A 20,422-nucleotide genomic window follows, 5' to 3' on the forward strand; every position below is an offset into this window, starting at 1 on the left:
TGATCCTCCCTTACCGGTGGCGGATCTCGACACCGGGACGTGATTTCAGGTCCACGCCACCATTCACGAGGCCGGTCAGGAAATCCAACACGATTTCACGGACCAGCACCGCCTCGGGATCGTCACCGCGCCCGGACATATGCCGGTGCGTGCCGCCGTCGATGATGGCCAGCCACTTGGTCCCTTCGGCGGGCAGGCCCTCGAAGGCCGACAGGCGAGTGCGGTAGTCGCCCTCGATCGCCGTGTCGCGGGTGCCGGTGATCATCAGCACAGGCTTGTCGATCCCGGCCCATGCACCGGGTTTGAAACGTTCGCCCCGGCCCTGCGGGGACAGCGCGATGTAGGCGTCGAACCGGTCACTGCCCGTCACACCCATGCCGTTCGCCGCGCCCGCCTCGATGATCGCGGTCTGCGCGCCCATCGAATGGCCGCCGAAGACGGTGATCAGGGCCGCGCAACGGGGCAGGGCGGTGGCGAGCAGGTGGTCGAGGTCGCGGGCGCGGGCGGCGTTGAGGGCCGGGTCTGCCACCGCCCTGGCCAGCGCCGCGCGGCGGTCGGGCGCGGCGAGGACATCGCGCAGGGCGTCGCGGCCGCTTTCGGGGTGGTCCAGCAGCCAGACGTTCCAGCCGCCGAACACCGCCGCCGCGGCGAGGTCCGACAGGCCATTCGAGGAACCGCCGAAGCCGTGCGACAGGATCAGTGCGGGGCCGCAGGGATGGCCGCCGATGATGCTTTGCTGCGCGGCGGCGGGCGCCGCGATGAGGCTCAGGGCGAGGGCGAGCGCCCGGATCATCTGCGCGCCGACATCATCGCCAGCCGGATCAGCGCGCGTTCGACCAGCGCCATGTCCGGTGCCGTGCGTCCGGCGGAGCGCAGGGCGAGATCGGTGTCCGTCAGCAGCGCCAGAGCGTCCTCCAGCCGGGACGCGCCCCAACCCTGCGCCTGCCGCAGGATGCGGTCGCGGCGCGGGCCGAAGACCGGCGGGCGCAGGCGGTTGATCCCCTCGGACGGGCCGCCTGGGGCCGAGGCCACGGCATAGAGCGTCCGGAAATGCCGCATCGCGCCGATGCAGAGCGTCACCGCCTGCACCCCCTGCGCGGTCAGCCGCCGCATCACCGGCCCGATCTCGGCCGCGCGCGCCTCGGCCACCACGTTCAGGACGTCGTCGATGTCGGCATCGGTCGAGGTCGGCGCGACGGCGGCGATGTCCTCGCCCCTCAGCGGGACCGGGTCGTCGAACTTGTAGAGCGCCAGCTTCTCGACCGTCTGGCGGAAGTCGCCGGGGTCGAGCACCTGCGCCAGCGCGGTCAGGTCGCGCATCGCGGCGTCGTCGAGGTTCTTCAGCCCGGCGTCGGTCAGCATGCCCTCGATCTCGGCCCGCGAGGGCGGGTCGTCGTAGATGCCGATGGCCCAGGCGTTCCTGTGGCCCTCGAAGAACTTGCGCAGCTTCGACGTCGCCTTGAGCGTGCCGGCGGTGATGACCACCTGCGCATCGCCCGGCGCCCAGTCTCCGACGGCGTTCAGGATCGGATCGGCCATCGCCTCGCCCGCGTCCTCGACATGCACGACGCGGGGGCCGGGAAAGAACCCCGTGGCCTTGATCGCATCGGCCAGCATCGCGGGATCGCGGCGCAGGTCGGCGGCGGCGATGCGGGTCAGGCGCATCTCTTCCTCGCCCTGCGGCCCGACGAGGGCTTTGACCACCTGCTGGCGGCGCAGGGCCACGCGCATGCCGTCGGCACCGTAGATCAGGATGCCGGTCCGGTCCGCCTCAGGCCGGTTGAAGTAGCCGGGGGCGTCGCGGGGGGTCAGCTTCATGCGGGCAGCCTGTCCGACTCGGCCATCAGCCGGGCGACGATGAGGTCGGTCAGGATCACCATCAGCCGTTCATGCGCATCGCGCCGCGCGGCCTGAGTCGCCACTGTGGAGCCGGTGGCGGAGTAGCTGGTGAAGCTCTGCACCTTGTGCGAGGTCAGCGTGCCGCCGGTTGCGGTATCCACCACGTCGAACTCGACCGAGCCGATGACATTGAACCGGGTGGTGATGTTGTCGGTGGTGATCGCCATCCGTTCCTCGGTGATCGAGGTGGTGTAGGCCAGCGACATCGGCGCGGAGGCGGCGGCGCGGCCCAGCCGGGTCTCAAGCTCGCGCACGAGGACGTATTCATCCGCCGTCACCGGGTCGGCGGGCCGGATGCGGCCCGTCAGCCGGTTCGCAGCCCCGCCCGGTCCGTAGACCGGGGAGAACCCGCAGGCCGAAAGGCCCGCGAGTGCGGCGAGAGACAGGAACTGGCGACGGTCAGGCGACCACATTGACGATCCGGCCGGGGACGACGATGACCTTGCGGGGCTGTGCCCCGTCCAGCGCCCTTTGCACATTCTCGACTGCCAGCGCGGCCTTTTCAACCTCGCCCGCAGGCATGTCCTTGGGCACGGTGATTTCGCCCCGCCGTTTGCCGTTCACCTGGATCGGCAGGGTGACGGAGTCCTCGACCATCATGGATTCGTCGGCCACGGGCCACGGCGCCTCGGCGATCAGCCCCTTTCCGCCGAGCAGGGACCAGATGTCCTCGGACAGGTGCGGGGTCATGGGCGACATGAGCTGCGCGAGGGTCAGCGCGGCCTGCCGCTTTGCCGCCGGAGCGGCGTCGGATTTCGACAGCGTGTTAGTGAAGGCGTAGAGCTTGGCGATCGCGGCGTTGAAGCCGAAGCTTTCGACCCCCAGCGTCACGTCTCGGATCGTCTTGTGCATCTCGCGCAGCAGCGGCTCATCGGGCCCTTTCGCGCCCGCCTCGCCTGTCTCGGCGATCTCGGAGGCGATCCGGTGCACGCGGGCGAGGTGGCGGTTCGCGGCCTCGGCCCCGGCGGCGGTCCATTCGACGTCGCGTTCCGGCGGGCTGTCGGACAGGACGAACCAGCGGGCGGTGTCCGCGCCGTATTGCTGGATGATCGCGACCGGGTCGACGACGTTGTTCTTGGACTTGGACATCTTGGCCGAGGGAATGATCTCCACCTCCGTCCCGTCCTTGAGGTAGCCGCGGCCGTCCTTCAGGTCCACGTCCTCGGGGTAATGGTAGACGGGACGGCCGTTCTTGGTGGTCTGGTAGATCGCGTGCGTGACCATTCCTTGCGTAAACAGCGCGTCGAAGGGTTCCTTCGACTTCTCCGGCAGGTGGCCGCAGATGTGCATCGCGCGGGCGAAGAAGCGGGAATAGAGCAGGTGCAGGATCGCGTGCTCGATCCCGCCGATATACTGGTCGACGTTCATCCAGTAGTCGACATCCTCGGCCACCGTCGGCGTGGTGGCGCGGGGCGCGGTGAAGCGGGCGAAGTACCACGACGAGTCGACGAAGGTGTCCATCGTATCCGTCTCGCGCAGGGCGGGGCCGCCGCAGGACGGGCAGGCGCAGTCGCGCCACGTCGGGTGACGGTCCAGCGGATTGCCGGGGATGGAGAAGTCGATCGGCTTGCCGCCCTCGTCGTAGGGCAGTTCGACCGGCAGGTTTTCCTTTTTCTCGGGCACCACACCGCAGGTTTCGCAATGCACGACAGGGATGGGGCAGCCCCAGTAGCGCTGGCGCGAGAGGCCCCAGTCGCGCAGGCGGAACTTGGTCACGCCCTGGCCGACGCCCTTCGACTCGCAGAAGTCGATGGCCGCGTCGATGGCGTCCTGTCCGGTCGCCAGTTCGTCCCATGCGAAACCGCGGGTCCAGCGGACCTTGTCGGTCTTGGCGGGCACGTAGGCGCCCTTGGGATAGTCGCCCTCGACCGGTTCGAAGGTCGGGATGATGTCCAGCCCGTACTTGGTCGCGAATTCGAAGTCGCGCTCGTCATGCGCGGGGCAGCCGAAGATCGCGCCGGTGCCGTAATCCATCAGGATGAAGTTGGCGATGTAGACCGGCAGTTCCCACGACGTGTCAAAGGGATGGCGGACCTTCAGCCCGGTGTCGTAACCCAGCTTTTCCGCCGTCTCGATCGCCTCTTCGGTGGTGCCGCCCTTGCGCGCCTCGGTGCAGAAGGCCGCGACCTTGGGGTCGTGCCGCTCCAGCTCCTTGGCCAGCGGGTGGTCGGGCGAGATGCCGACGAAGGACGCGCCCAGCAGGGTGTCGGGGCGGGTGGTGTAGACCTCGATCCGGTCGTGCCCGTGCTCGGGCTCGACCACGCCGAACGAGAACTGGAGCCCGCGCGAGCGGCCGATCCAGTTGGCCTGCATCAGCTTCACCTTGGCGGGCCAGTCGTCCAGCCCGTCGAGCGCGTCGAGCAGTTCGCCCGCCATCTCGGAGATGCGGAAGAACCACTGCGTCAGTTCCTTGCGTTCCACCGGCGCGCCGGAGCGCCAGCCCTTGCCGTCGATGACCTGTTCGTTGGCCAGCACGGTCATGTCGACCGGGTCCCAGTTCACCACCGCGTTCTTGCGATAGACGAGGCCCTTTTCGAGGAAGTCGAGAAACAGCGCCTGCTGCTGGCCGTAGTATTCCGGGTCGCAGGTCGCGAACATCCGCGTCCAGTCGAGCGAGAAGCCGAGCGGCTTCATCTGCTCGACCATCGTGTCGATGTTGGAATAGGTCCAGTCCTTGGGGTGGCCGCCGTTGGCCATCGCCGCGTTCTCGGCCGGCATCCCGAAGGCGTCGAAGCCCATCGGGTGCAGCACGTTGAACCCGGTCGCGCGCTTGAACCGCGCCACCACGTCGCCCATCGTGTAGTTGCGCACGTGACCGATGTGAATCCGGCCGGACGGGTAGGGGAACATCTCGAGCACGTAGTACTTCGGCCGCGACGGATCGCGTTCGGCCTTGAAGATGCGCGCGTCTTCCCACGCCTTCTGCCAGCGTGCCTCGATCTCTGCGGGCTCATAGCGGGCCATGACCGGTTTCCTCGTCTTTTCAGCGTTTCGGGGGTGATATGCGGCAATTAGGCAAGGGTCCAGAGCGATTGCCGGGGGGGAGCGCTGGCAAAATCTGGTCAGGGGCGGGGCTGGTCGTATAAAGAGCCCTAAACAGCAAGCAGCTCCGATGAATATTCTCTTCATTCACCAGAACTTCCCCGGCCAGTTCAAGCACCTCTCGGTCGCCCTGGCCAAGGCGGGACATCACGTGGTCGCGCTGACCCTACGTGTGAAAGAGCCGACGGACTGGAACGGCGTCAAGATCCTGCCCTACAGCATCCGCCGCAAGACCGAGCAGAAGACACATCCCTGGATGCTGGACCTCGACACCAAGGTTACGCGGGCCGAGTCCTGTTTTCACGCTGCGAGCAAGCTGAAGGAAGCGGGATACAACCCCGACGTCATCATCGCACATCATGGCTGGGGCGAGTCGTTGTTCCTGCGTGACGTCTGGCCGAAGGCGCGGATCGGGCTTTATTGCGAGCTGTATCATCTGGCCGGATATCCGCATGTCGGCTTCGACCGCGAATTCAGCCGGCCCCACGACAAGACCGAGGCGATTCGCCTGCGTCTCAAGAACCTGAACAACGAGCTGCATTTCCAGATCGCGCAGGCGGGTATCAGTCCGACGAAGTTTCAGGCCAACACCTTTCCCGCATCGTTCCGCGACCGGATCACCGTGGTCCATGACGGCATCGACACAGAGGCGATCAAGCGGAACCAGTGGGCCAGCTACCAGCTGCCGACCGGACCGACGCTGACCCGCAAGGACGAAGTCATCACCTTCGTCAACCGCAACCTGGAACCCTACCGCGGGTATCACGTGTTCATGCGCGCCCTGCCGGATCTGCTCAAGTCACGGCCCAATGCACAGATCATGATCGTCGGCGGCGATGGCGTCAGCTACGGCGCCGCCGCCCCGGCCGGAAAGACGTGGAAACAGATCTTTATTGATGAGGTGCGGGGGCAGATACCGGACGCGGACTGGGCGCGGGTGCATTTCCTCGGGCGGATCCCCTACAGCCGGTTCGTCGAACTGCTTCAGCTCAGCCGGGTGCACATCTATCTGACCTATCCCTTCGTCCTGTCCTGGTCGCTGTTCGAGGCGATGAGCGCCGAGGCTGCGATCGTCGCCTCGGGGACCGAACCGGTGCGCGAGGCGATCGTGCATGACGAAACCGGGCGGCTGGTGGATTTCTTCGACGGTGGGACACTGGTCGACGAGGTGGGGCGGCTGCTCGACTCGGCAGAGGCGCGGACCCGGCTGGGACGCACTGCGCGCAACCTGATCCGGGAACGCTATGATCTTAAGACCATCAGCCTGCCACGGCAGATGCAGTGGGTTCAGGACCTGGCAGACATGACCGTCTGACCCCGCGATGCGGGATCAGAACGCGGCCCGCACGTCAGAAGAAGCTGTCGCCGACGCGAAGCTGGCGGGCGCGGGTGAGAATCGCATCCTCGACCGCACGCTGAGTCGATGCGCTGACCGGACGGCCACCGCGGGTCTGCAGCGAGACATGCAGCGACCGCGCCTCGAGGGCCGGATCGCTGATGTGAACGGTCGCGCGATAGCTGCCGCCGCCGCCCGGCGGGGTGCCGTAGCCCATGACGATGACGCCGGTGAAGGGGTCAACTGTCTGGACAGGCATGAAATTCAGGACATCCAGCGAGGCATTCCAGAGGTAGCGGTTGACCGCGACCTTGGTGCCGTCGTCACGGTCGCGCAGGATGTCGAAGATCGACGTCCCGTCGCCCTGTTCCAGCGGGTTGCCGCGGTTGACCGCCCGACCCGTGGAGGGATTGATCTCGGTCGCGCCTTCTTCCTGCTCGCCGGCAGGCAGCAGTCCGCCGCGGTTCCCGCAGGCTGCCAGTGCCGCTATCAGCGAAACCGTGGCCGCGATCCTGAAAACACGGGAAAAAATCATGCGTCTGTTCGCTCCGATCCTGTGGCCTTTGTCCTAAACAAGGGCCGTCCGAGGGGCAAGGAAAATGAGATTCCCACGGTGCAGTCCGCTTATGATGCGAGGACGCGCTTTCTTAACCGTGGCATCACTGTGGCATTGCTGCACCAATTTGAGGTCCAGTCATCCGGGCATGGGGCATCCACTTGCCATGAGACCCCCAAAAGAGCGAAAGACCCTGCATACCCAAGCCGGATGCCCCGGTCTTGGGGTGACTGAGAAACCGAGGGAAAACGATGAAAAAAGTTCTCTTCACCACGGCTGCCCTGATCGCGACCTCGACCGTCGCGGTTGCCGGCGACGTGAACTTCAGCGGCTTTGGCCGCTTTGGTCTGGTCTACTCCGACCCGAACGGCGGCGCCAACAGCGGCAAAGTTGCCATGCACTCGCGTCTGCAGTTCGACATCGAAGCGTCGACCACGTCTGACCAGGGCATCAAGTTCGGCGCCAAGTTCCGGACCCGCCCGACCGTCAACTCCAACTTCTTCCGTAACGGCGTTCTGGTGACTCGCGCTGCGAACACCACCGCGACCGGTGCTGGCTGGAACGCACCCCAGTTCTACGTCTCCGCAAACGGCCTGACCGTTCGCGTCGGCAACGTTCTGGGCGCATTCGACTCGATGCCGAACCTGTACCACGGCTCGATCGGTCTGACCGGCATGTCGTTCGCCAACGTCCCGACTCTGGGCGGCGTTCTGACCCACGACAACCTGTCGTACTCCTCCGGTGGCGGCGGTCTCGCACAAGGTAAAGAAGTCGAGTACTCGAACGGCATGTACGGCGTGATGCTGACCCACGGCTACGTCGGCACCACCTCGAAGACCCAGATCACGGGTAACGTCGAGTTCAACGGCTGGACCTTCGCAGCTGGTTACCAGGACAACGCAGTTGGCCCGGAAACCGAATGGCTCGCAACGCTCGGCGGCAACATCGGCCCGGCTTCGGTCGCAGCCAAAGTTGCTGACAACGGCACCGACGGCATGTTCTACGTCCTGTCCGGTTCGTTCTCTGTGAACACCGCGACTTCGGTCCAGGCATATGTCTCGATCGACGAGAACAACACCAACACTTCGGTTGCTGGCAACCAGACCAACTTCGGCCTGGGCTTCATCCACAACCTCGGCGGCGGCGCTTCGGTCCGCGGCGGTGTTGAGCGCGCATACGGCGGCACCAAAGCCGACCTCGGTGTTCGCTTCAACTTCTGATCTTTCAGAAGTCGAGGACATCAGGATTGGGCAGGTCTTCGGACCTGCCCTTTTCACGTTTGGGCGACCGGATGGACGCCCGGCTTGCCCCGGTGGCGGACCTCGCGCATTCTGATGACATGCGACACGGTCTGATCTCCACTCTCATCCTCCTCATTGCGCCGCAAACGGCGCTGGCCGAGCCGGTCATCCGGTTTTCGGGGGATGCCTCGATGGGCGTGACCTATGACAGCAGTCTGAACGACACGACCGACCTCTACGGCCGCAACCGTCTGGACACGACGATCCACGTCCCGATGGACAACGGCCTGTCCGCCGGCGTGAACATGCGGGCGACAGGTGGCGTCGGGCAGCCGGTGCAATGGAACGCACCCATGTTCTACATCACCACCACCGGCGAACCGCAACGCCCGCCGGTCCGCTACTAGGGTTCACTTCGCGCGCGTTCTGGTGTTCTGTCCCGCCAGCGCGGGAGAATTGCCATGTCCTTGTCCGAAATCCAGTCGAGAATCGCCGCAGCCGAAGAAGCCGCCGGCCGGGCGCCCGGTTCGGTCAGCCTGATCGCCGTCTCCAAGATGCAGCCGGATGACGTGGTGGAGGACGTGCTGCGCGCGGGGCACCGGATGTTCGGCGAGAACCGGGTCCAGGAGGCTGCGGGCAAGTGGCCCCGCTTTCGCGAGACTTATGACGGGATCGAACTCCACATCATCGGCCCGCTTCAGTCGAACAAGGTGCGGCAGGCGATGGAACTAGCGCAGGCGATCCACTCAATCGACAGGCCCAAGCTGGCGGGTGCCATAGCCCGGATCGCACAGGAAACCGGGGCCTGTCCCGACCTCTTCATCCAGGTGAACACGGGCGAGGAACCGCAGAAGGCAGGTGTCCTGCCCTCCGAGGCGGATGCCTTCGTCGCGGAATGCCGGGGGTTGGATCTGCCGGTGCGGGGCCTTATGTGCATCCCGCCGGTCGAGGAAGAGCCGACGCTGCATTTCGCGCTGCTCGCCAAGATCGCCGAACGCAACGGTTTGCCGGGGCTATCGATGGGCATGTCCGGCGATTTCGAGCAGGCGATCCGGCAGGGCGCGACCCATGTGCGCGTCGGTTCGGCCATCTTCGGGGCCCGCGATACGCATTGATGCGTTCGCCGCGCTGCGGCGGAGACAAGCCGGAACCTGCTGCGCGACCCAAGGTTAGTGTGGCAGGCCGCGCCTAGGCGCGCGGCGAAAAATCGAAAACTTGTTGCAAGACTCAAGGAGGAGCGTGATGAACGTCACCACCCCCGAGAGGCAGTTCACCGAGGTGGACGCCTATCCCACGCGGCTGCGCGACGGTGAGAGGCTGACCGACAGGCTGGATCCTGTCCTGTGGTCCGAATGGCATGAGGCCGCGCCGATCACCCGCGACGAGGCCGATCACTACCGCGCCAAGGGCTACCTTGTCCGACGCGACGTCTTTTCTCCGGATGAACTGCAGGCCCTGATCGACACCTCCGCCCGGTTGCGCGAAGCACCGCAGGAGATCGGCCGGGACGACCTGATCACCGAACCGGAGAGCGACGCCGTGCGCACCATCTTCCGGCTCGATGCGCACTCGCCGCTCTTCGACCGGCTTGCACGGGATTCCCGTGTCGCCGGCGTTGCGGAGTTCCTGCTGGGGGACCGGGTGTACCTGCACCAGTCCCGGCTGAACTACAAACCGGGCTTCACCGGCAAGGAGTTCTACTGGCATTCGGACTTCGAGACCTGGCACGCCGAAGACGGGATGCCCCGGATGCGCGCGGTGTCGGCCTCGATCCTGCTGACCGACAACTCCGCGCTGAACGGACCGCTGATGCTGGTGCCGGGATCGCACAAGACCTTCATCGCCTGCCAAGGTGAAACGCCCGATGCGAACCACGAGACCTCGCTCAAGGCGCAGAAGATCGGCGTGCCACAGCCCGATACGATTTCGCGGCTGGTGAAGGAGCTGGGCCTCGACGTGGCGACGGGTCCGGCCGGGACGATCGTCTTTTTCGAGTGCAACACGCTGCACGGGTCCAACGGGAACATCACGCCGGACCCGCGGTCGAACGGCTTCTTCGTCTACAACGCGATGTCGAACCTCGTGGGCGACCCCTATGCGGCGGACAAGCCGCGCCCGCCGTTCCTTGCGAACCAGGGCCGGCCGGTCCCCGATCCGATCGAGCCGGTCAGTGGCGCGTTTGCCTGACAATGAAATGCGGACCGGGCGCAGGGTTTGAACCTGTGCCCGTCCGAATCTCAATACTTCTCTGAATTCCACCGGGATGTGCTAGCATGACCGCATTCACACTTGGTATTTGCGGAATTCTCACATGCACAAATCACTTCTCGCCGCCGCGCTGCTGGCACTTTCTGCCGGCGCGGCCTCTGCCGAAATGAAGCTGTCCTTCTCGGGCTGGGGCAACATCCCCTCCTGCACCTCCGGTCGGCCGAACACGGTCGGCAATCCGCAGTTCACCCTCAGCGGTGTGCCGGCAGGGACGGAAACCATCGAATTCAAGCTCGTCGATCTCGATGTCCCCAGCTACGACCATGGCGGGGCACGGCTGAAGATGACGGGCAGCGGCAAGGTTCCGGCGGGGCTGTTCAAATACAAGAGCCCCTGTCCGCCGAGCGGGGTGCACACCTACGAATGGCGTGCGACGGCCAAAGCGGGAAACAAGGTGCTGGCCAAGGCGGCCGCCAAGCGCCGTTACCCCGAATAAAACTCAGTCCACGGTGATCTGACCCGGCACATGCACAAGCGTGCCGGGCATCACCCGCTCCGCGATCCAGCGCAGGTGATCGCGGCGGAACGCGATGCATCCGGCGGTCGGATAGCCGGGACGCCGCCAGCCGTGGATGAAGATGGCCGAGCCCTTGCTGGGCACGGCGTCGGGCCAGTTCCAGTCCATCACCATCACGATGTCATAAAGCGGATCGGCCCGGCGCAGCGTCTCGTGCCCGCCGGAATAGGGCGCCTGCACGAGGTGGTTGTAGTGGGGATCGCCCGACTGGTCGCACCACAGGTCGCGCGGCAGGATCGGCTCGGCCCAGCTGTTCGGAACCGCGATCCGGTCGGGACGGTAGAACAGGCCGACGATCCGGTGCGTTCCCACAGGGGTCCCGCCATCACCTTCGCGCTTGTCCGCACGGATGCCGCCGCGCCCGATGGTGCAGGGAAACCGGCGGCCCAGAAAGCGCAGGCCGGTCGGGGTCAGGACCATGTCGGCGGGACTGACGGTGGTCACAGCAGGTGCCCCGACTTCTTCGCCTTGGTGGCGAGGTAGGCGCGGTTGTGGGCATTCTCGCCCACCTTCAGCGGCACCCGTTCCGTGACGGTGACGCCGTTCTTTTCCATCATCGCGATCTTGGCGGGGTTGTTCGTCAGCAGGCGGACCGACCGGAACCCCATCCGTTTCAGGATCTCGGCTCCCAGCCGGAAATCGCGCTCGTCATCCTCGAAGCCCAGCCGGTGGTTCGCCTCGACCGTGTCGAAGCCCTGATCCTGCAGCGAATAGGCCCGCATCTTGTTGGCAAGGCCGATCCCGCGTCCTTCCTGGTTCAGGTAGAGCAGCACGCCCGCGCCCTCGCTCCCCATCTGCGCCAGCGCGCCGCGCAGCTGCGGGCCGCAGTCGCATTTCAGCGAGCCGAGCAGGTCGCCGGTGAAACAGGCCGAATGCAGGCGGGCCAGAACCGGTTCGTCGCGGGGCGGATGGCCAATTTCGATGGCATAGTGTTCCTCTCCGCCGTCGTCGGGCCGGAAGACGTGGACGCGCCCGGCCTCCGACGCCTCCAGCGGCACGCGGGCATGGACGACCGGGTGCAGCGGGCTCATCTCGTCCACCACGCTGGCGGCGCGGGGTGCGTCGACGCGGGTCAGGCCATGTTCGGCGGCAAAGGCGGTCGCCTCGGGGATCGGCAGGACCAGCGCGGCGGGCAGGATGCGGGCGGATTTCGCCAGCTTCAGCGCCAGACGGTGCAGGTGCGCCGGTCCCTCGCGTTCGGCCACCAGCGGCCCCTTCATCGGCGATTTCAGATCGTCCGCCGGATCCGCGACTGCCATGATCCAGCCGGGCGTGACATCGCCCGGCAGCCGGATCCGCGCCAGATCGCCATCATAGGGCCGGGCCTTGAGCGTCGCGGCCCGCCGTGCGGTGATCGCCAGCACCGGCCGCCCGCCAAGCGCCAGCATGTCCTGCAGGCGCGCGGGGCTCAGCGTTTCGGCGGCCATGACCAGCGCGCCGGACGCGCCGTCGGACAGGACGACCCCCAGCCCAAGCCGCAGGTCGGAGCGGGCGCGGGCCAGCGTTTCGGTGATGTCGGGGGCAAGGCTCATGCGGGATACCGGTCTGATGTCCGGTTCATCTAAGACTTTTCTAACGGATTTGAAACATTCGACGGACGGGGGACACGTCCGCGTGAAACATCTGACGCATAACTTGCCGGGCGGGGGCGTCATGCAGATGTGATCGCCAGTGAAAAAGGAGGCCCCTTATGGGACAACTTAGAAAAATCCTTCTGGTCGACGATGACGACGACCTGCGCGAGGCGCTGAGCGAGCAACTTGTCATGACCGAAGACTTCGACGTCTTCGAAGCGGGCAGCGGATCGCAGGCGATGCAGAAGGTGAAGGACGCGCATTACGACCTCATTATTCTGGACGTCGGCCTGCCCGACACGGATGGGCGCGAACTGTGCCGCCTGATGCGCAAGCAGGGCGTCAAGGCGCCGGTGCTGATGCTGACCGGGCACGACAGCGATGCCGACACGATCCTCGGCCTCGATTCGGGCGCCAACGACTACGTGACCAAGCCGTTCAAGTTCCCGGTGCTGCTGGCCCGCATCCGTGCGCAGCTGCGCCAGCATGAACAGAGCGAGGACGCGATCTTTCAGCTTGGGCCCTACACGTTCAAGCCGTCGATGAAGATGCTGATCACCGAGGACGAGAAGAAGATCCGTCTGACCGAGAAAGAGACGAACATCCTCAAGTTCCTCTACCGTGCGACCGAAGGCGTGGTGGCCCGCGACGTGCTGCTGCACGAGGTCTGGGGCTACAACGCCGGTGTGACCACGCATACGCTGGAAACCCACATCTACCGGCTGCGGCAGAAGATCGAACCCGATCCGTCCAACGCCCGCCTGCTGGTGACGGAATCCGGCGGCTATCGCCTGGTCGCGTAAAATCGCCACACCACGTAAGGAATCCCTGACCTGACTTGCGCTGGATCAAAGTGGTATCCATATCGCAAGTTATGATTAACCCAACCCGCGCGTGACCGGGTTACGTCACGCACCTCCCTGTTGGACTCGCCCGGGCCTTGGCCCGGGCTTTTTTTTGCACATCCGCGAAGGCTGGGGCCGGGCCGGTGACGGGGGGTGCGGGCGGTGACAGGCTGCGGGAGGGAGGATCGCCAATGACCGTTAAGGAATTCGAACCCTACGCCGGGTTCAAGTACGCCGAGCGCCGTTTCGTGCCGAATGCCGAGGATGAAAAGCGCCTGCTGGGAATCTGCGGTATTGACCCGATGACCTTTGGCGGGGGGCTGGACCCGGCCACCTTCATCACGCTGGCGATCGAGGAGCAGGTGCGCAACGGCGTGCCCTCGTCCGGGGCGGTGAACATGGTGCAGTGGCTCGAGGTGCGCGACCTGCCGAAATTCGACGAGGAGGTCACGGTCACCGGCGGCATCGTCGAGGTCAAGGAGGTGCCGCGGGGCACCACTTCTGAGGCCGAGGCGACCTATCACGGCTCGGACGGGCGGCTGTGCCTGCGCACCGGGCGCGTCTCGCTGCGGACCGATCCGAAGAAATATGCCGACCCCAAGCTGCGCGGGGCGGGCAAGCGGCCCGATCCGGTGATCGCCGATCCCGAAGCGCTAGAGGTCATCGAGCACATCCAGCTGACGCCGGACATCGTGTCGGCCTACAGCCTCAAGACCACCAACCCCATCCACAACGACATGGACGCCGCCAACCGCGCGGGCTACCGCGCGCCGATCATCGGCGGGGCCCATGGCGTGCGCTACCTGACCGCCGCCATCTGGCGGCAGTTCGCGCCGAAGCACATTCGCATGGACATCCGCTTCCGCCGCCCGATCCACTGGGACGACGCCTTTGACGTCCGTGTCGAGGGTGCGGGCGAGTGGTCGGCCATCTGCCTGTCGCGCGACGGCAAGGTGCTGGTGGAAATGGCGATCTCGGAGCTCGTCCCCGGCAAGTGAGCGCGTTGCCACCCCGTCGCGACCTGCTAAAAGACCAGCGGCAGCGCAGGAGGGGGCGGCATGAGTGATCCATTGGTCCTGATCGCGGGCGGCGGTATCGGCGGGCTGAGCCTCGCCCTGACGCTGCACCAGATCGGCGTGCCCTGCCGGGTCTACGAGGCGGTGCGAGAGCTGAAGCCGCTCGGTGTCGGGATCAACCTGCAGCCGAACGCCGTGCGCGAACTCTACGACCTCGGGATCGGGGCCGAGGCGCTGGATTCCGTCGGCGTGCCCGCGCGGGAATGGGCGCTGGTCGGTCTGAACGGCAACGACATCTATGCCGAACCGCGCGGCACCTACGCCGGTTACGACTGGCCGCAATATGCCGCGCACCGGGGTGCGTTCCACATGCTTATGGCGCAGACCTTCACCGACCGGGCCGGGCCGGATGCCCTGCGGCTCGGCCACAAGGTCACCGGCTATCGTCAGGACGGGGCAGGCGTCGTCGCACTGGTCGAGGGGCCGGACGGCACGGTGCACGAGGAGCGCGGCACGCTGCTGATCGGCGCGGACGGCATCCATTCCGCGATCCGGGCCCAGATGCATCCGGGCCAGCCGCCGATCCACTGGGGCGGCGCGGTGATGTGGCGGGGCACGACGCGGACCAAGCCGATCCGCACCGGATCGTCCTTCGTGGGCCTGGGCACGCACCGGCACCGCATGGTCATCTACCCGATCTCGTATCCCGACGCCGAAGGCTACGCGATGGTCAACTGGATCGCCGAGATCACGCTGGACCCGGCCCAGGGCTGGTCCCGCACGGGCTGGTTCCGGCAGGTCGGTGTCGAGGAGGCCGCCGCGCATTTCGAGGGCTGGACCTATGACTGGCTGGACGTGCCGGGCCTGATCCGGGGCGCCGACGTGGCCTATGAGAACCCGATGATCGACCGCGATCCGATCCCCACGTGGCGCGACGGCGCGGTGGCCCTGATGGGCGACGCCGCCCATGCGATGTATCCGACCGGGTCGAACGGCGCGAGCCAGGCCATCGTGGATGCCCGCGTGATCGGGGCCAGGATGCTGGCCCACGGTGTCACGCCGGACGCGCTGGCGGCCTATGACGACGCGCTCTGCGGTCCGATATCGCAGGTGATCCTGCGCAACCGGGGGGCGGGGCCCTTCGGCCTGCTGAACCTCGTGGACGAACGCTGTGGCGGCACGTTCGACGACATCGACGAGGTGATCCCCGAGGCCGAGCGGCGGGACTTCATGGCGGGTTACCAGAAGGCCGCGGGCTTTGCGCGTGAGGCGCTGAACGCGGCCCCGCGGACGATCCCGTCCGGCGCGACCGTGGCGGGCTGAACGGTTCCGGGGGCCTCAGGCCTCCGCCCGAGGGCGGTGCACCTCGACATTGAACCCCTCGTCCGGCTGCGGCGTCATGAAGTGGCGCGAAATCTGGTGAAACTGTGCCTCGGTCACCGCAAAGGGGTGATCGCCCGCCGCGTTCCGGGCGCGCAGGCGCGCCAGGCACTGCTCTTCGGACACGTCCAGCAGGTGCAGCACATGCGCGGCCCCAGAGGTGTCCAGAATGCCGCGCATCCATGCCCGCGACTCGATCGTGTTCGCCTGAAAGTCGAGGACCACCGACATCCCCGCGTTCAGCAGCTCTCGGACATGCGGACCGACGACGGATCGCAGCCGCGCGGCGCATCGCAGGTAGTCCTGAATGGTCGCCATCTGATCGCCATAGAGCCCCGCCAGCCAGTCGTCCTCGCGGATCACCACGGTGTTGTCCGCCTCGCCGAGCCTGGTGGCCAGCGTGGATTTCCCGGCGGCGATCCGTCCGCAGATCAGGTGCAGGGTCGGTTCTTGCTTGGGATTGTGCATGGGTTGCTCCCGGTCCGTCCTTTGCCCCGCTGCCGCGCGGCCCGACAGTCCAGTAGTCCGGCGAACCGTCTTTCGCCAGAGTTGGCCCCGCGTCCTTGCGCGGGGTCGCAGAGGGTCAGAACCCTTCCAGCACGATCTTGCCCTTGGCGGTTCCTGCCTCGATCATCGCGTGGGCCTCCCGCATGTTCGCGGCATTGATCGGGCTCAGAACCTCGCTGACGGTCGTGCGCAGGCGTCCGGCGTCGATCTCGTCCGCGACGAAGGACAGCAGGCGATGCTGTTCGATCATGTCGGGCGTCCCGTGCACCGGGCGGGCGAACATGTATTCCCAGTGCAGGCTGGCCGCCTTGGTCTTCATCCCCGCCATCGGCATCGGCAGGCTGGTGTCGTCGATGGTGACGATCCCGCCCTGCGGCCGGATCAGCTCCACCGCCGCATCCCAGTGGCGCATGTCGTTGAAGATGGCGATGTGGTCGAGATGATGAAACCCGAGCGCGCGGACCTGCGCGACGACGTCTTCGCGGTGGCTGACGGTATGGTCCGCGCCGAGCTCTCTGGCCCAGGCGATGGTTTCCGGGCGCGAGGCGGTGGCGATCACCGTCAGCCCGGCCCGTTTGGCCAGCTGGATCGCGATGGAGCCGACACCCCCCGCGCCGCCGAACATCAGGATCGTCTGGCCGCTGTCGGCGCCGTCCCGGTCGATGCCCAGCCGGTCGAACATCGCCTCGTAGGCGGTGATGGTCGTCAGCGGCAGGGCGGCGGCCTCGGCATGGGTCAGGCTGGCGGGCTTGCGGCCGACGATGCGCTCGTCGACCAGCTGGAACTGCTGGTTCGATCCTTGGCGGGTGATGTCGCCCGCATAATAGACTTCGTCACCGGGTGCGAAGAGGGTCACCTCCGGGCCGACCCCGGCCACCACGCCCGAGGCGTCGAACCCCAGAACGCGCGGCGGGTTCTGCACCTCGCCCGGCTGGCGCCGGACCTTGGTGTCGACGGGGTTCACGGCAACGGCGCGCACTTCGACCAGGATGTCGTGACCCTGCGGGACGGGACGCGGGAGGTCGAGATCGAGGAACGCCTCCGGGTCGTCGACCGGCAGGTGGCGCGTCAGGCCGACCGCCTTCATGGTCGCGGCGGGGGTGTGGGTGTCTGGCATCGTGAAATCCTCGGAGCCGTGGAGTTGCATCTGCGGCGCAAGGTAGTCCTTGCCAATGCTCCTGATAATGGGGCCTGATCCGAAGTGATACTTCGGCATGGGCGAACAATGCTCCTCGACCAGCTCCGCCTTTTCCTGACGATCCTCGACCGTGGCTCGCTGGCCGCGGCGGCGCGGGACATGGGGCTGTCGCCTGCGACCGTGTCGGAACGGCTCGCGGCGCTGGAGGCGCATTACGGCACCCGGCTGCTGCATCGCACCACGCGGTCCTTCAGCCTGACCGAGGAGGGCCGGGCGCTGGCGGCGGGGGCGCAGCACCTGCTGGCCGAGGCCGAGGATCTGGACGCCCGCATCCGGCTGGGCGCGGCGCGCGTGGCCGGGCCGATCCGCCTGTCGGCCCCGGCTGACCTCGGGCGCAACCGGATCGCGGCAGTTCTGGACACGTTTCAGGCCGCGCATCCGGAGGTCGAAATCGACCTGCACCTGAGTGACGGCTATGTCGACCTCGTGGCACAGGGCTTTGACCTGGCCGTGCGGTACGGCGATCTGCAGGACAGCACGCTGATGGTGCGGCGGCTGGCCGACTGCGCCCGCCATGTCTGCGCGGCGCCCGCCTATCTCGACCGTCACGGCGTGCCGGAGCATCCCGAGGACCTCGCACGCCACAACTGTCTGATGATGCGTTTCGGCGCGAACACCGACCGGTTCTGGCCCTTTGACATCGACGGGCGGACACGCCGGATTGCGGTGCGCGGGGACCGCACCGCCAACGACGGCGAGGCGGTGCGCCGCTGGTGCATCGACGGTCACGGGATCGCCCGGAAATCCGAGTGGGACATCGCGGGCGATCTGGCCGCGGGGCGGCTGGTGCCCCTGCTGACGGCATTCGAGACACCGCCGATCGGCCTGCAGGTCGTCTATCCCGCCGGGCGTGGCCGCATCCGCCGGATCCGCCTGTTGATCGAGGCGCTGGCGGCGGAGTTCGCCTGATCGGCGGTCAGGCCGTCGGCACCGTGCCGCCGTCGATGACCACTTCGGTCCCGGTCATCGTCCCGGCGCGATCCGAGGCGAGGAAGGCGATCAGGTTCGCGATCTCCTCCGGCGTGCTCGGCCGGCCGATGGGGATGCCGCCCAGACCTTCCATGATGATCCGCTTGCCGCCCTCCAGGTCAGTCCCCGCCTCCTGCGCCAGACGCTCGGCCAGCCGGACCGAGGCGTCCGTTTCGATCCACCCCGGTGCCACGCGCAGCACGCGGACACCCTTGGGCGAAACCTCCTTGGACAGGCTCTTGCTGTAGACCGACAGCGCGGCTTTCGCGGCGGCGTAAGCGGTGGTCGAGGCGGGCAGCGGCATCAGGCGCTGGATCGAGGTGACGTGGATCACGACGCCCGCCCCCTGCGCGATCATGCCCGGCAGCAGCGCGCGGTCCAGCCGCACGGCGGGCATCAGGTTCAGGTCCAGCTCCGCCTGCCATTCCGCCTCGCCAAGCGCGGCGAACCCGCCACCGGGGGCCGAGGAACCGCCGAGCATGTGCACCACGATGTCCACCCCGCCCATCCGATCGCGCACGGCGGTGGCGACCGTCTCGCAGCCTTCGGGCGTCGTGAGGTCGGCGGCGACGAACATGTCGTCCGGCAGGCCCTCGGGGCGGTTGCGGGCCGTGGTCAGCACATGCGCCCCGAGGTCGCGAAACAGCGCGACGGTCGCGGCGCCTGCGCCCTGCGTCCCGCCGGTGATCAGCGCGCGACGGCCTTCGAAAGTCAGGAAGCCGGGCATCATCCGATCTCCAGCGCGGCGATCCGGTTGCCGGACAGGGCAAAGGTAAAGGTCAGCATGGCGGGACTGCCGGGAAAGTTGCCGGTGACGCGCGCGCGGACCACGGTCCGTCCGGCGGTCTGGGTCATGTCCTGCGGTTCGGCACGATGGTCGTATTTCGCCTTGGCCTCCTGCCACCAGCGCAGGATCTGCTGGGGGCCGCGCAGCACCTGCCCCTCGTCGCGCACCTCGGCGTTCGGGGCAAAGGCGGCGGCCAGCAGCGACGCATCCTGCGGGGCGCGGGCGGAGAAATAGGTCTGGATCGGGTCGGGCAGTGTCATCGGATTGCTCCCTTCTGTTGATGCCCGAAAGGTAGGAGTGGACGATCAACCCGATAAGCGGGATAAATCGGCATCTGGAGATGACAAAATCGGGACAATGAAAGACGTCGGCCTGAAAACGCTGGATGCCGTTCTGGCCATCGCCCGCCGGGGCAGCTTTCGCGCCGCCGCGCTGGATCTCGACGTCTCGACCACGGCGCTGTCGCACATGATCGCACGGCTGGAGGCCGAGCTGGGCGTCCGCCTGTTCAACCGGACGACCCGCAGCGTGTCGCTGACCGATGCCGGGCGGGCCTTCATCGACCGTGTGGCGCCCGCGCTGACGGACATCCGCGCGGCGCTGGATACCGCGCGGTCCCTGCGCGACACACCGTCCGGTCAGCTGCGCATAAACGCTTCGGTTCAGGGCGGACGGCAGATCGCGCCGCTGGTTCTGGCGTTCCTGCGGCGCTACCCCGAGATGGAGGTCGATCTGGTGACCGAGGGGCGGCTGGTCGACATCGTGGCCGAGGGCTTCGACCTCGGGGTCCGGCCGGCCGATCTGGTGGCGCGCGACATGATCGCCCTGCCGTTCGGTCCTGCGCAGCGGCACGCCGTGGTCGCCTCACCCGGATGGCTCGCTGCGAACCCGCGCCCGCTCAGCCCTGCCGACCTGCCCCTGCAGGACTGCATCCGCGTGCGCCTGCCGAACGGCGCGCTGTACCGCTGGACGTTCGAGAAGGACGGCGCGCCGGTGCTGGTCGATGCCGGGGGCCGCCTGACCATCGACGAGGCCGCGATCGCGAGGGCGGCGGTGCTGGATGGACAGGGCATCGGCTATTTCATCGAACAGGATGTGATCGACGACATCGCTGAGGGACGCATGGTCCGGCTGCTGGACGACTGGACACCGCCGCGTCCGGGCTTCTGCCTGTACTACCCCGGCCGCCGCAACCCCTCGGCCGGGTTCGCGGCGTTCCTGGCCATGGCGCGGCGCGGCGTGCCGGCCTCCGGACCCTCGGGCTGAGATTGTCCAAAGGCCCGCGGC

The 20,422-nt window shown here is 67.0% G+C and carries 22 protein-coding genes; 11 read left to right on the forward strand and 11 right to left on the reverse strand.

What is annotated here, in order from left to right; translation table 11 throughout:
- Positions 1-10: 10 nt before the first annotated feature.
- The 4 genes from ATO6_RS04580 to leuS are packed head-to-tail and all read right to left on the reverse strand — an operon-like array spanning position 11 to position 4,863.
- Positions 11-793, reverse strand: coding sequence for a hypothetical protein (locus ATO6_RS04580; RefSeq protein ID WP_088622729.1), 783 nt, complete (start codon positions 791-793; stop codon positions 11-13).
- Positions 790-1,818 (reverse strand): DNA polymerase III subunit delta, encoded by a 1,029-nt coding sequence (holA, locus tag ATO6_RS04585; protein WP_088622730.1) that lies wholly within the window; start codon positions 1,816-1,818, stop codon positions 790-792. Before holA ends, ATO6_RS04580 begins: the two co-directional genes overlap by 4 nt.
- Positions 1,815-2,312 carry an LPS assembly lipoprotein LptE gene (lptE, locus tag ATO6_RS04590; protein ID WP_088622731.1) on the reverse strand — a complete coding sequence of 166 codons (498 nt, stop codon included), beginning with the start codon at positions 2,310-2,312 and terminating at the stop codon, positions 1,815-1,817. Before lptE ends, holA begins: the two co-directional genes overlap by 4 nt.
- Positions 2,299-4,863: a leucine--tRNA ligase gene (leuS, locus tag ATO6_RS04595; RefSeq protein WP_088622732.1), complete on the reverse strand. Its 2,565-nt coding sequence runs from the start codon at positions 4,861-4,863 to the stop codon at positions 2,299-2,301. Before leuS ends, lptE begins: the two co-directional genes overlap by 14 nt.
- Positions 4,864-5,011: 148 nt before the next feature.
- Between leuS and ATO6_RS04600 the strand changes: the two genes are divergently transcribed.
- Complete coding sequence (locus ATO6_RS04600) at positions 5,012-6,256, forward strand: glycosyltransferase (protein ID WP_088622733.1); 1,245 nt, start codon at positions 5,012-5,014, stop codon at positions 6,254-6,256.
- 34 nt (positions 6,257-6,290) lie between these two features.
- On the opposite strand, the gene ATO6_RS04605 is transcribed toward ATO6_RS04600, so the two are convergent.
- Entirely contained in the window at positions 6,291-6,812 is a 522-nt protein-coding gene (locus ATO6_RS04605; protein ID WP_088622734.1) for a DUF3576 domain-containing protein, read from the reverse strand.
- A gap of 272 nt (positions 6,813-7,084) precedes the next feature.
- On the opposite strand from ATO6_RS04605, the gene ATO6_RS04610 reads away from it, so the two are divergent.
- From ATO6_RS04610 to ATO6_RS04630, 5 genes are all read left to right on the forward strand, one after another.
- A complete protein-coding gene (locus ATO6_RS04610; RefSeq protein ID WP_088622735.1) occupies positions 7,085-8,053 on the forward strand; it encodes a porin in 969 nt (322 codons plus the stop codon).
- A 26-nt stretch (positions 8,054-8,079) separates the two neighbouring features.
- Positions 8,080-8,481 carry a porin gene (locus tag ATO6_RS04615; RefSeq protein WP_141101936.1) on the forward strand — a complete coding sequence of 134 codons (402 nt, stop codon included), beginning with the start codon at positions 8,080-8,082 and terminating at the stop codon, positions 8,479-8,481.
- Positions 8,482-8,535: 54 nt separating this feature from the next.
- Positions 8,536-9,189, forward strand: a complete 654-nt coding sequence (locus ATO6_RS04620) for a YggS family pyridoxal phosphate-dependent enzyme (protein ID WP_088622737.1) — start codon at positions 8,536-8,538, stop codon at positions 9,187-9,189.
- A 127-nt stretch (positions 9,190-9,316) separates the two neighbouring features.
- A complete protein-coding gene (thpD, locus tag ATO6_RS04625; RefSeq protein ID WP_088622738.1) occupies positions 9,317-10,261 on the forward strand; it encodes an ectoine hydroxylase in 945 nt (314 codons plus the stop codon).
- Between the two features lie 124 nt (positions 10,262-10,385).
- Positions 10,386-10,778, forward strand: a complete 393-nt coding sequence (locus ATO6_RS04630) for a YbhB/YbcL family Raf kinase inhibitor-like protein (protein WP_088622739.1) — start codon at positions 10,386-10,388, stop codon at positions 10,776-10,778.
- Between the two features lie 3 nt (positions 10,779-10,781).
- Here the strand turns inward: ATO6_RS04630 and ATO6_RS04635 are convergent, their stop codons facing one another.
- A complete protein-coding gene (locus ATO6_RS04635) occupies positions 10,782-11,279 on the reverse strand; it encodes a L,D-transpeptidase (protein WP_088623408.1) in 498 nt (165 codons plus the stop codon).
- A 20-nt stretch (positions 11,280-11,299) separates the two neighbouring features.
- Positions 11,300-12,391, reverse strand: coding sequence for a GTP cyclohydrolase II (gene ribA, locus ATO6_RS04640; RefSeq protein WP_088622740.1), 1,092 nt, complete (start codon positions 12,389-12,391; stop codon positions 11,300-11,302).
- 158 nt (positions 12,392-12,549) lie between these two features.
- Here ribA and ATO6_RS04645 point away from each other — a divergent pair, with 158 nt between their 5' ends.
- From ATO6_RS04645 to ATO6_RS04655, 3 genes are all read left to right on the forward strand, one after another.
- Entirely contained in the window at positions 12,550-13,236 is a 687-nt protein-coding gene (locus tag ATO6_RS04645; protein WP_088622741.1) for a response regulator transcription factor, read from the forward strand.
- A 233-nt stretch (positions 13,237-13,469) separates the two neighbouring features.
- Positions 13,470-14,276 (forward strand): MaoC family dehydratase, encoded by an 807-nt coding sequence (locus tag ATO6_RS04650; RefSeq protein WP_088622742.1) that lies wholly within the window; start codon positions 13,470-13,472, stop codon positions 14,274-14,276.
- Between the two features lie 60 nt (positions 14,277-14,336).
- Positions 14,337-15,617, forward strand: a complete 1,281-nt coding sequence (locus tag ATO6_RS04655) for a flavin-dependent oxidoreductase (protein ID WP_088622743.1) — start codon at positions 14,337-14,339, stop codon at positions 15,615-15,617.
- A gap of 15 nt (positions 15,618-15,632) precedes the next feature.
- On the opposite strand, the gene ATO6_RS04660 is transcribed toward ATO6_RS04655, so the two are convergent.
- Together ATO6_RS04660 and ATO6_RS04665 are read right to left on the reverse strand one after the other, a co-directional pair.
- Positions 15,633-16,142, reverse strand: a complete 510-nt coding sequence (locus ATO6_RS04660; RefSeq protein WP_088622744.1) for an ATP-binding protein — start codon at positions 16,140-16,142, stop codon at positions 15,633-15,635.
- Positions 16,143-16,257: 115 nt separating this feature from the next.
- Entirely contained in the window at positions 16,258-17,268 is a 1,011-nt protein-coding gene (locus ATO6_RS04665) for a zinc-binding alcohol dehydrogenase family protein (RefSeq protein WP_088623409.1), read from the reverse strand.
- Between the two features lie 138 nt (positions 17,269-17,406).
- On the opposite strand from ATO6_RS04665, the gene ATO6_RS04670 reads away from it, so the two are divergent.
- Positions 17,407-18,288, forward strand: a complete 882-nt coding sequence (locus ATO6_RS04670) for a LysR family transcriptional regulator (RefSeq protein WP_088622745.1) — start codon at positions 17,407-17,409, stop codon at positions 18,286-18,288.
- A gap of 7 nt (positions 18,289-18,295) precedes the next feature.
- Here ATO6_RS04670 and ATO6_RS04675 read toward each other — a convergent pair whose 3' ends face one another.
- Positions 18,296-19,075 carry an SDR family oxidoreductase gene (locus ATO6_RS04675; RefSeq protein WP_088623410.1) on the reverse strand — a complete coding sequence of 260 codons (780 nt, stop codon included), beginning with the start codon at positions 19,073-19,075 and terminating at the stop codon, positions 18,296-18,298.
- Positions 19,075-19,395 carry a nuclear transport factor 2 family protein gene (locus tag ATO6_RS04680; RefSeq protein WP_088622746.1) on the reverse strand — a complete coding sequence of 107 codons (321 nt, stop codon included), beginning with the start codon at positions 19,393-19,395 and terminating at the stop codon, positions 19,075-19,077. The genes ATO6_RS04675 and ATO6_RS04680 overlap by 1 nt, the downstream gene beginning before the upstream one ends.
- Before the next feature lie 97 nt (positions 19,396-19,492).
- On the opposite strand from ATO6_RS04680, the gene ATO6_RS04685 reads away from it, so the two are divergent.
- Entirely contained in the window at positions 19,493-20,401 is a 909-nt protein-coding gene (locus ATO6_RS04685) for a LysR family transcriptional regulator (protein WP_088622747.1), read from the forward strand.
- The last annotated feature ends 21 nt before the right edge of the window (positions 20,402-20,422 follow it).

This window comes from Oceanicola sp. 22II-s10i, from assembly GCF_002210105.1.
Classification (GTDB): domain Bacteria; phylum Pseudomonadota; class Alphaproteobacteria; order Rhodobacterales; family Rhodobacteraceae; genus Pseudooceanicola.

Excerpts from the sequence above, each read along its gene's own strand:
- ATO6_RS04580 (WP_088622729.1), bottom strand. The coding sequence starts at position 793 with ATGATCCGGGCGCTCGCCCTCGCCCTGAGCCTCATCGCGGCGCCCGCC.
- holA (WP_088622730.1), bottom strand. The coding sequence starts at position 1,818 with ATGAAGCTGACCCCCCGCGACGCCCCCGGCTACTTCAACCGGCCTGAG.
- lptE (WP_088622731.1), bottom strand. The coding sequence starts at position 2,312 with ATGTGGTCGCCTGACCGTCGCCAGTTCCTGTCTCTCGCCGCACTCGCG.
- leuS (WP_088622732.1), bottom strand. The coding sequence starts at position 4,863 with ATGGCCCGCTATGAGCCCGCAGAGATCGAGGCACGCTGGCAGAAGGCG.
- ATO6_RS04600 (WP_088622733.1), top strand. The coding sequence starts at position 5,012 with ATGAATATTCTCTTCATTCACCAGAACTTCCCCGGCCAGTTCAAGCAC.
- ATO6_RS04605 (WP_088622734.1), bottom strand. The coding sequence starts at position 6,812 with ATGATTTTTTCCCGTGTTTTCAGGATCGCGGCCACGGTTTCGCTGATA.
- ATO6_RS04610 (WP_088622735.1), top strand. The coding sequence starts at position 7,085 with ATGAAAAAAGTTCTCTTCACCACGGCTGCCCTGATCGCGACCTCGACC.
- ATO6_RS04620 (WP_088622737.1), top strand. The coding sequence starts at position 8,536 with ATGTCCTTGTCCGAAATCCAGTCGAGAATCGCCGCAGCCGAAGAAGCC.
- thpD (WP_088622738.1), top strand. The coding sequence starts at position 9,317 with ATGAACGTCACCACCCCCGAGAGGCAGTTCACCGAGGTGGACGCCTAT.
- ATO6_RS04630 (WP_088622739.1), top strand. The coding sequence starts at position 10,386 with ATGCACAAATCACTTCTCGCCGCCGCGCTGCTGGCACTTTCTGCCGGC.
- ATO6_RS04635 (WP_088623408.1), bottom strand. The coding sequence starts at position 11,279 with ATGGTCCTGACCCCGACCGGCCTGCGCTTTCTGGGCCGCCGGTTTCCC.
- ribA (WP_088622740.1), bottom strand. The coding sequence starts at position 12,391 with ATGAGCCTTGCCCCCGACATCACCGAAACGCTGGCCCGCGCCCGCTCC.
- ATO6_RS04645 (WP_088622741.1), top strand. The coding sequence starts at position 12,550 with ATGGGACAACTTAGAAAAATCCTTCTGGTCGACGATGACGACGACCTG.
- ATO6_RS04650 (WP_088622742.1), top strand. The coding sequence starts at position 13,470 with ATGACCGTTAAGGAATTCGAACCCTACGCCGGGTTCAAGTACGCCGAG.
- ATO6_RS04655 (WP_088622743.1), top strand. The coding sequence starts at position 14,337 with ATGAGTGATCCATTGGTCCTGATCGCGGGCGGCGGTATCGGCGGGCTG.
- ATO6_RS04660 (WP_088622744.1), bottom strand. The coding sequence starts at position 16,142 with ATGCACAATCCCAAGCAAGAACCGACCCTGCACCTGATCTGCGGACGG.
- ATO6_RS04665 (WP_088623409.1), bottom strand. The coding sequence starts at position 17,268 with ATGAAGGCGGTCGGCCTGACGCGCCACCTGCCGGTCGACGACCCGGAG.
- ATO6_RS04670 (WP_088622745.1), top strand. The coding sequence starts at position 17,407 with ATGCTCCTCGACCAGCTCCGCCTTTTCCTGACGATCCTCGACCGTGGC.
- ATO6_RS04675 (WP_088623410.1), bottom strand. The coding sequence starts at position 19,075 with ATGCCCGGCTTCCTGACTTTCGAAGGCCGTCGCGCGCTGATCACCGGC.
- ATO6_RS04680 (WP_088622746.1), bottom strand. The coding sequence starts at position 19,395 with ATGACACTGCCCGACCCGATCCAGACCTATTTCTCCGCCCGCGCCCCG.
- ATO6_RS04685 (WP_088622747.1), top strand. The coding sequence starts at position 19,493 with ATGAAAGACGTCGGCCTGAAAACGCTGGATGCCGTTCTGGCCATCGCC.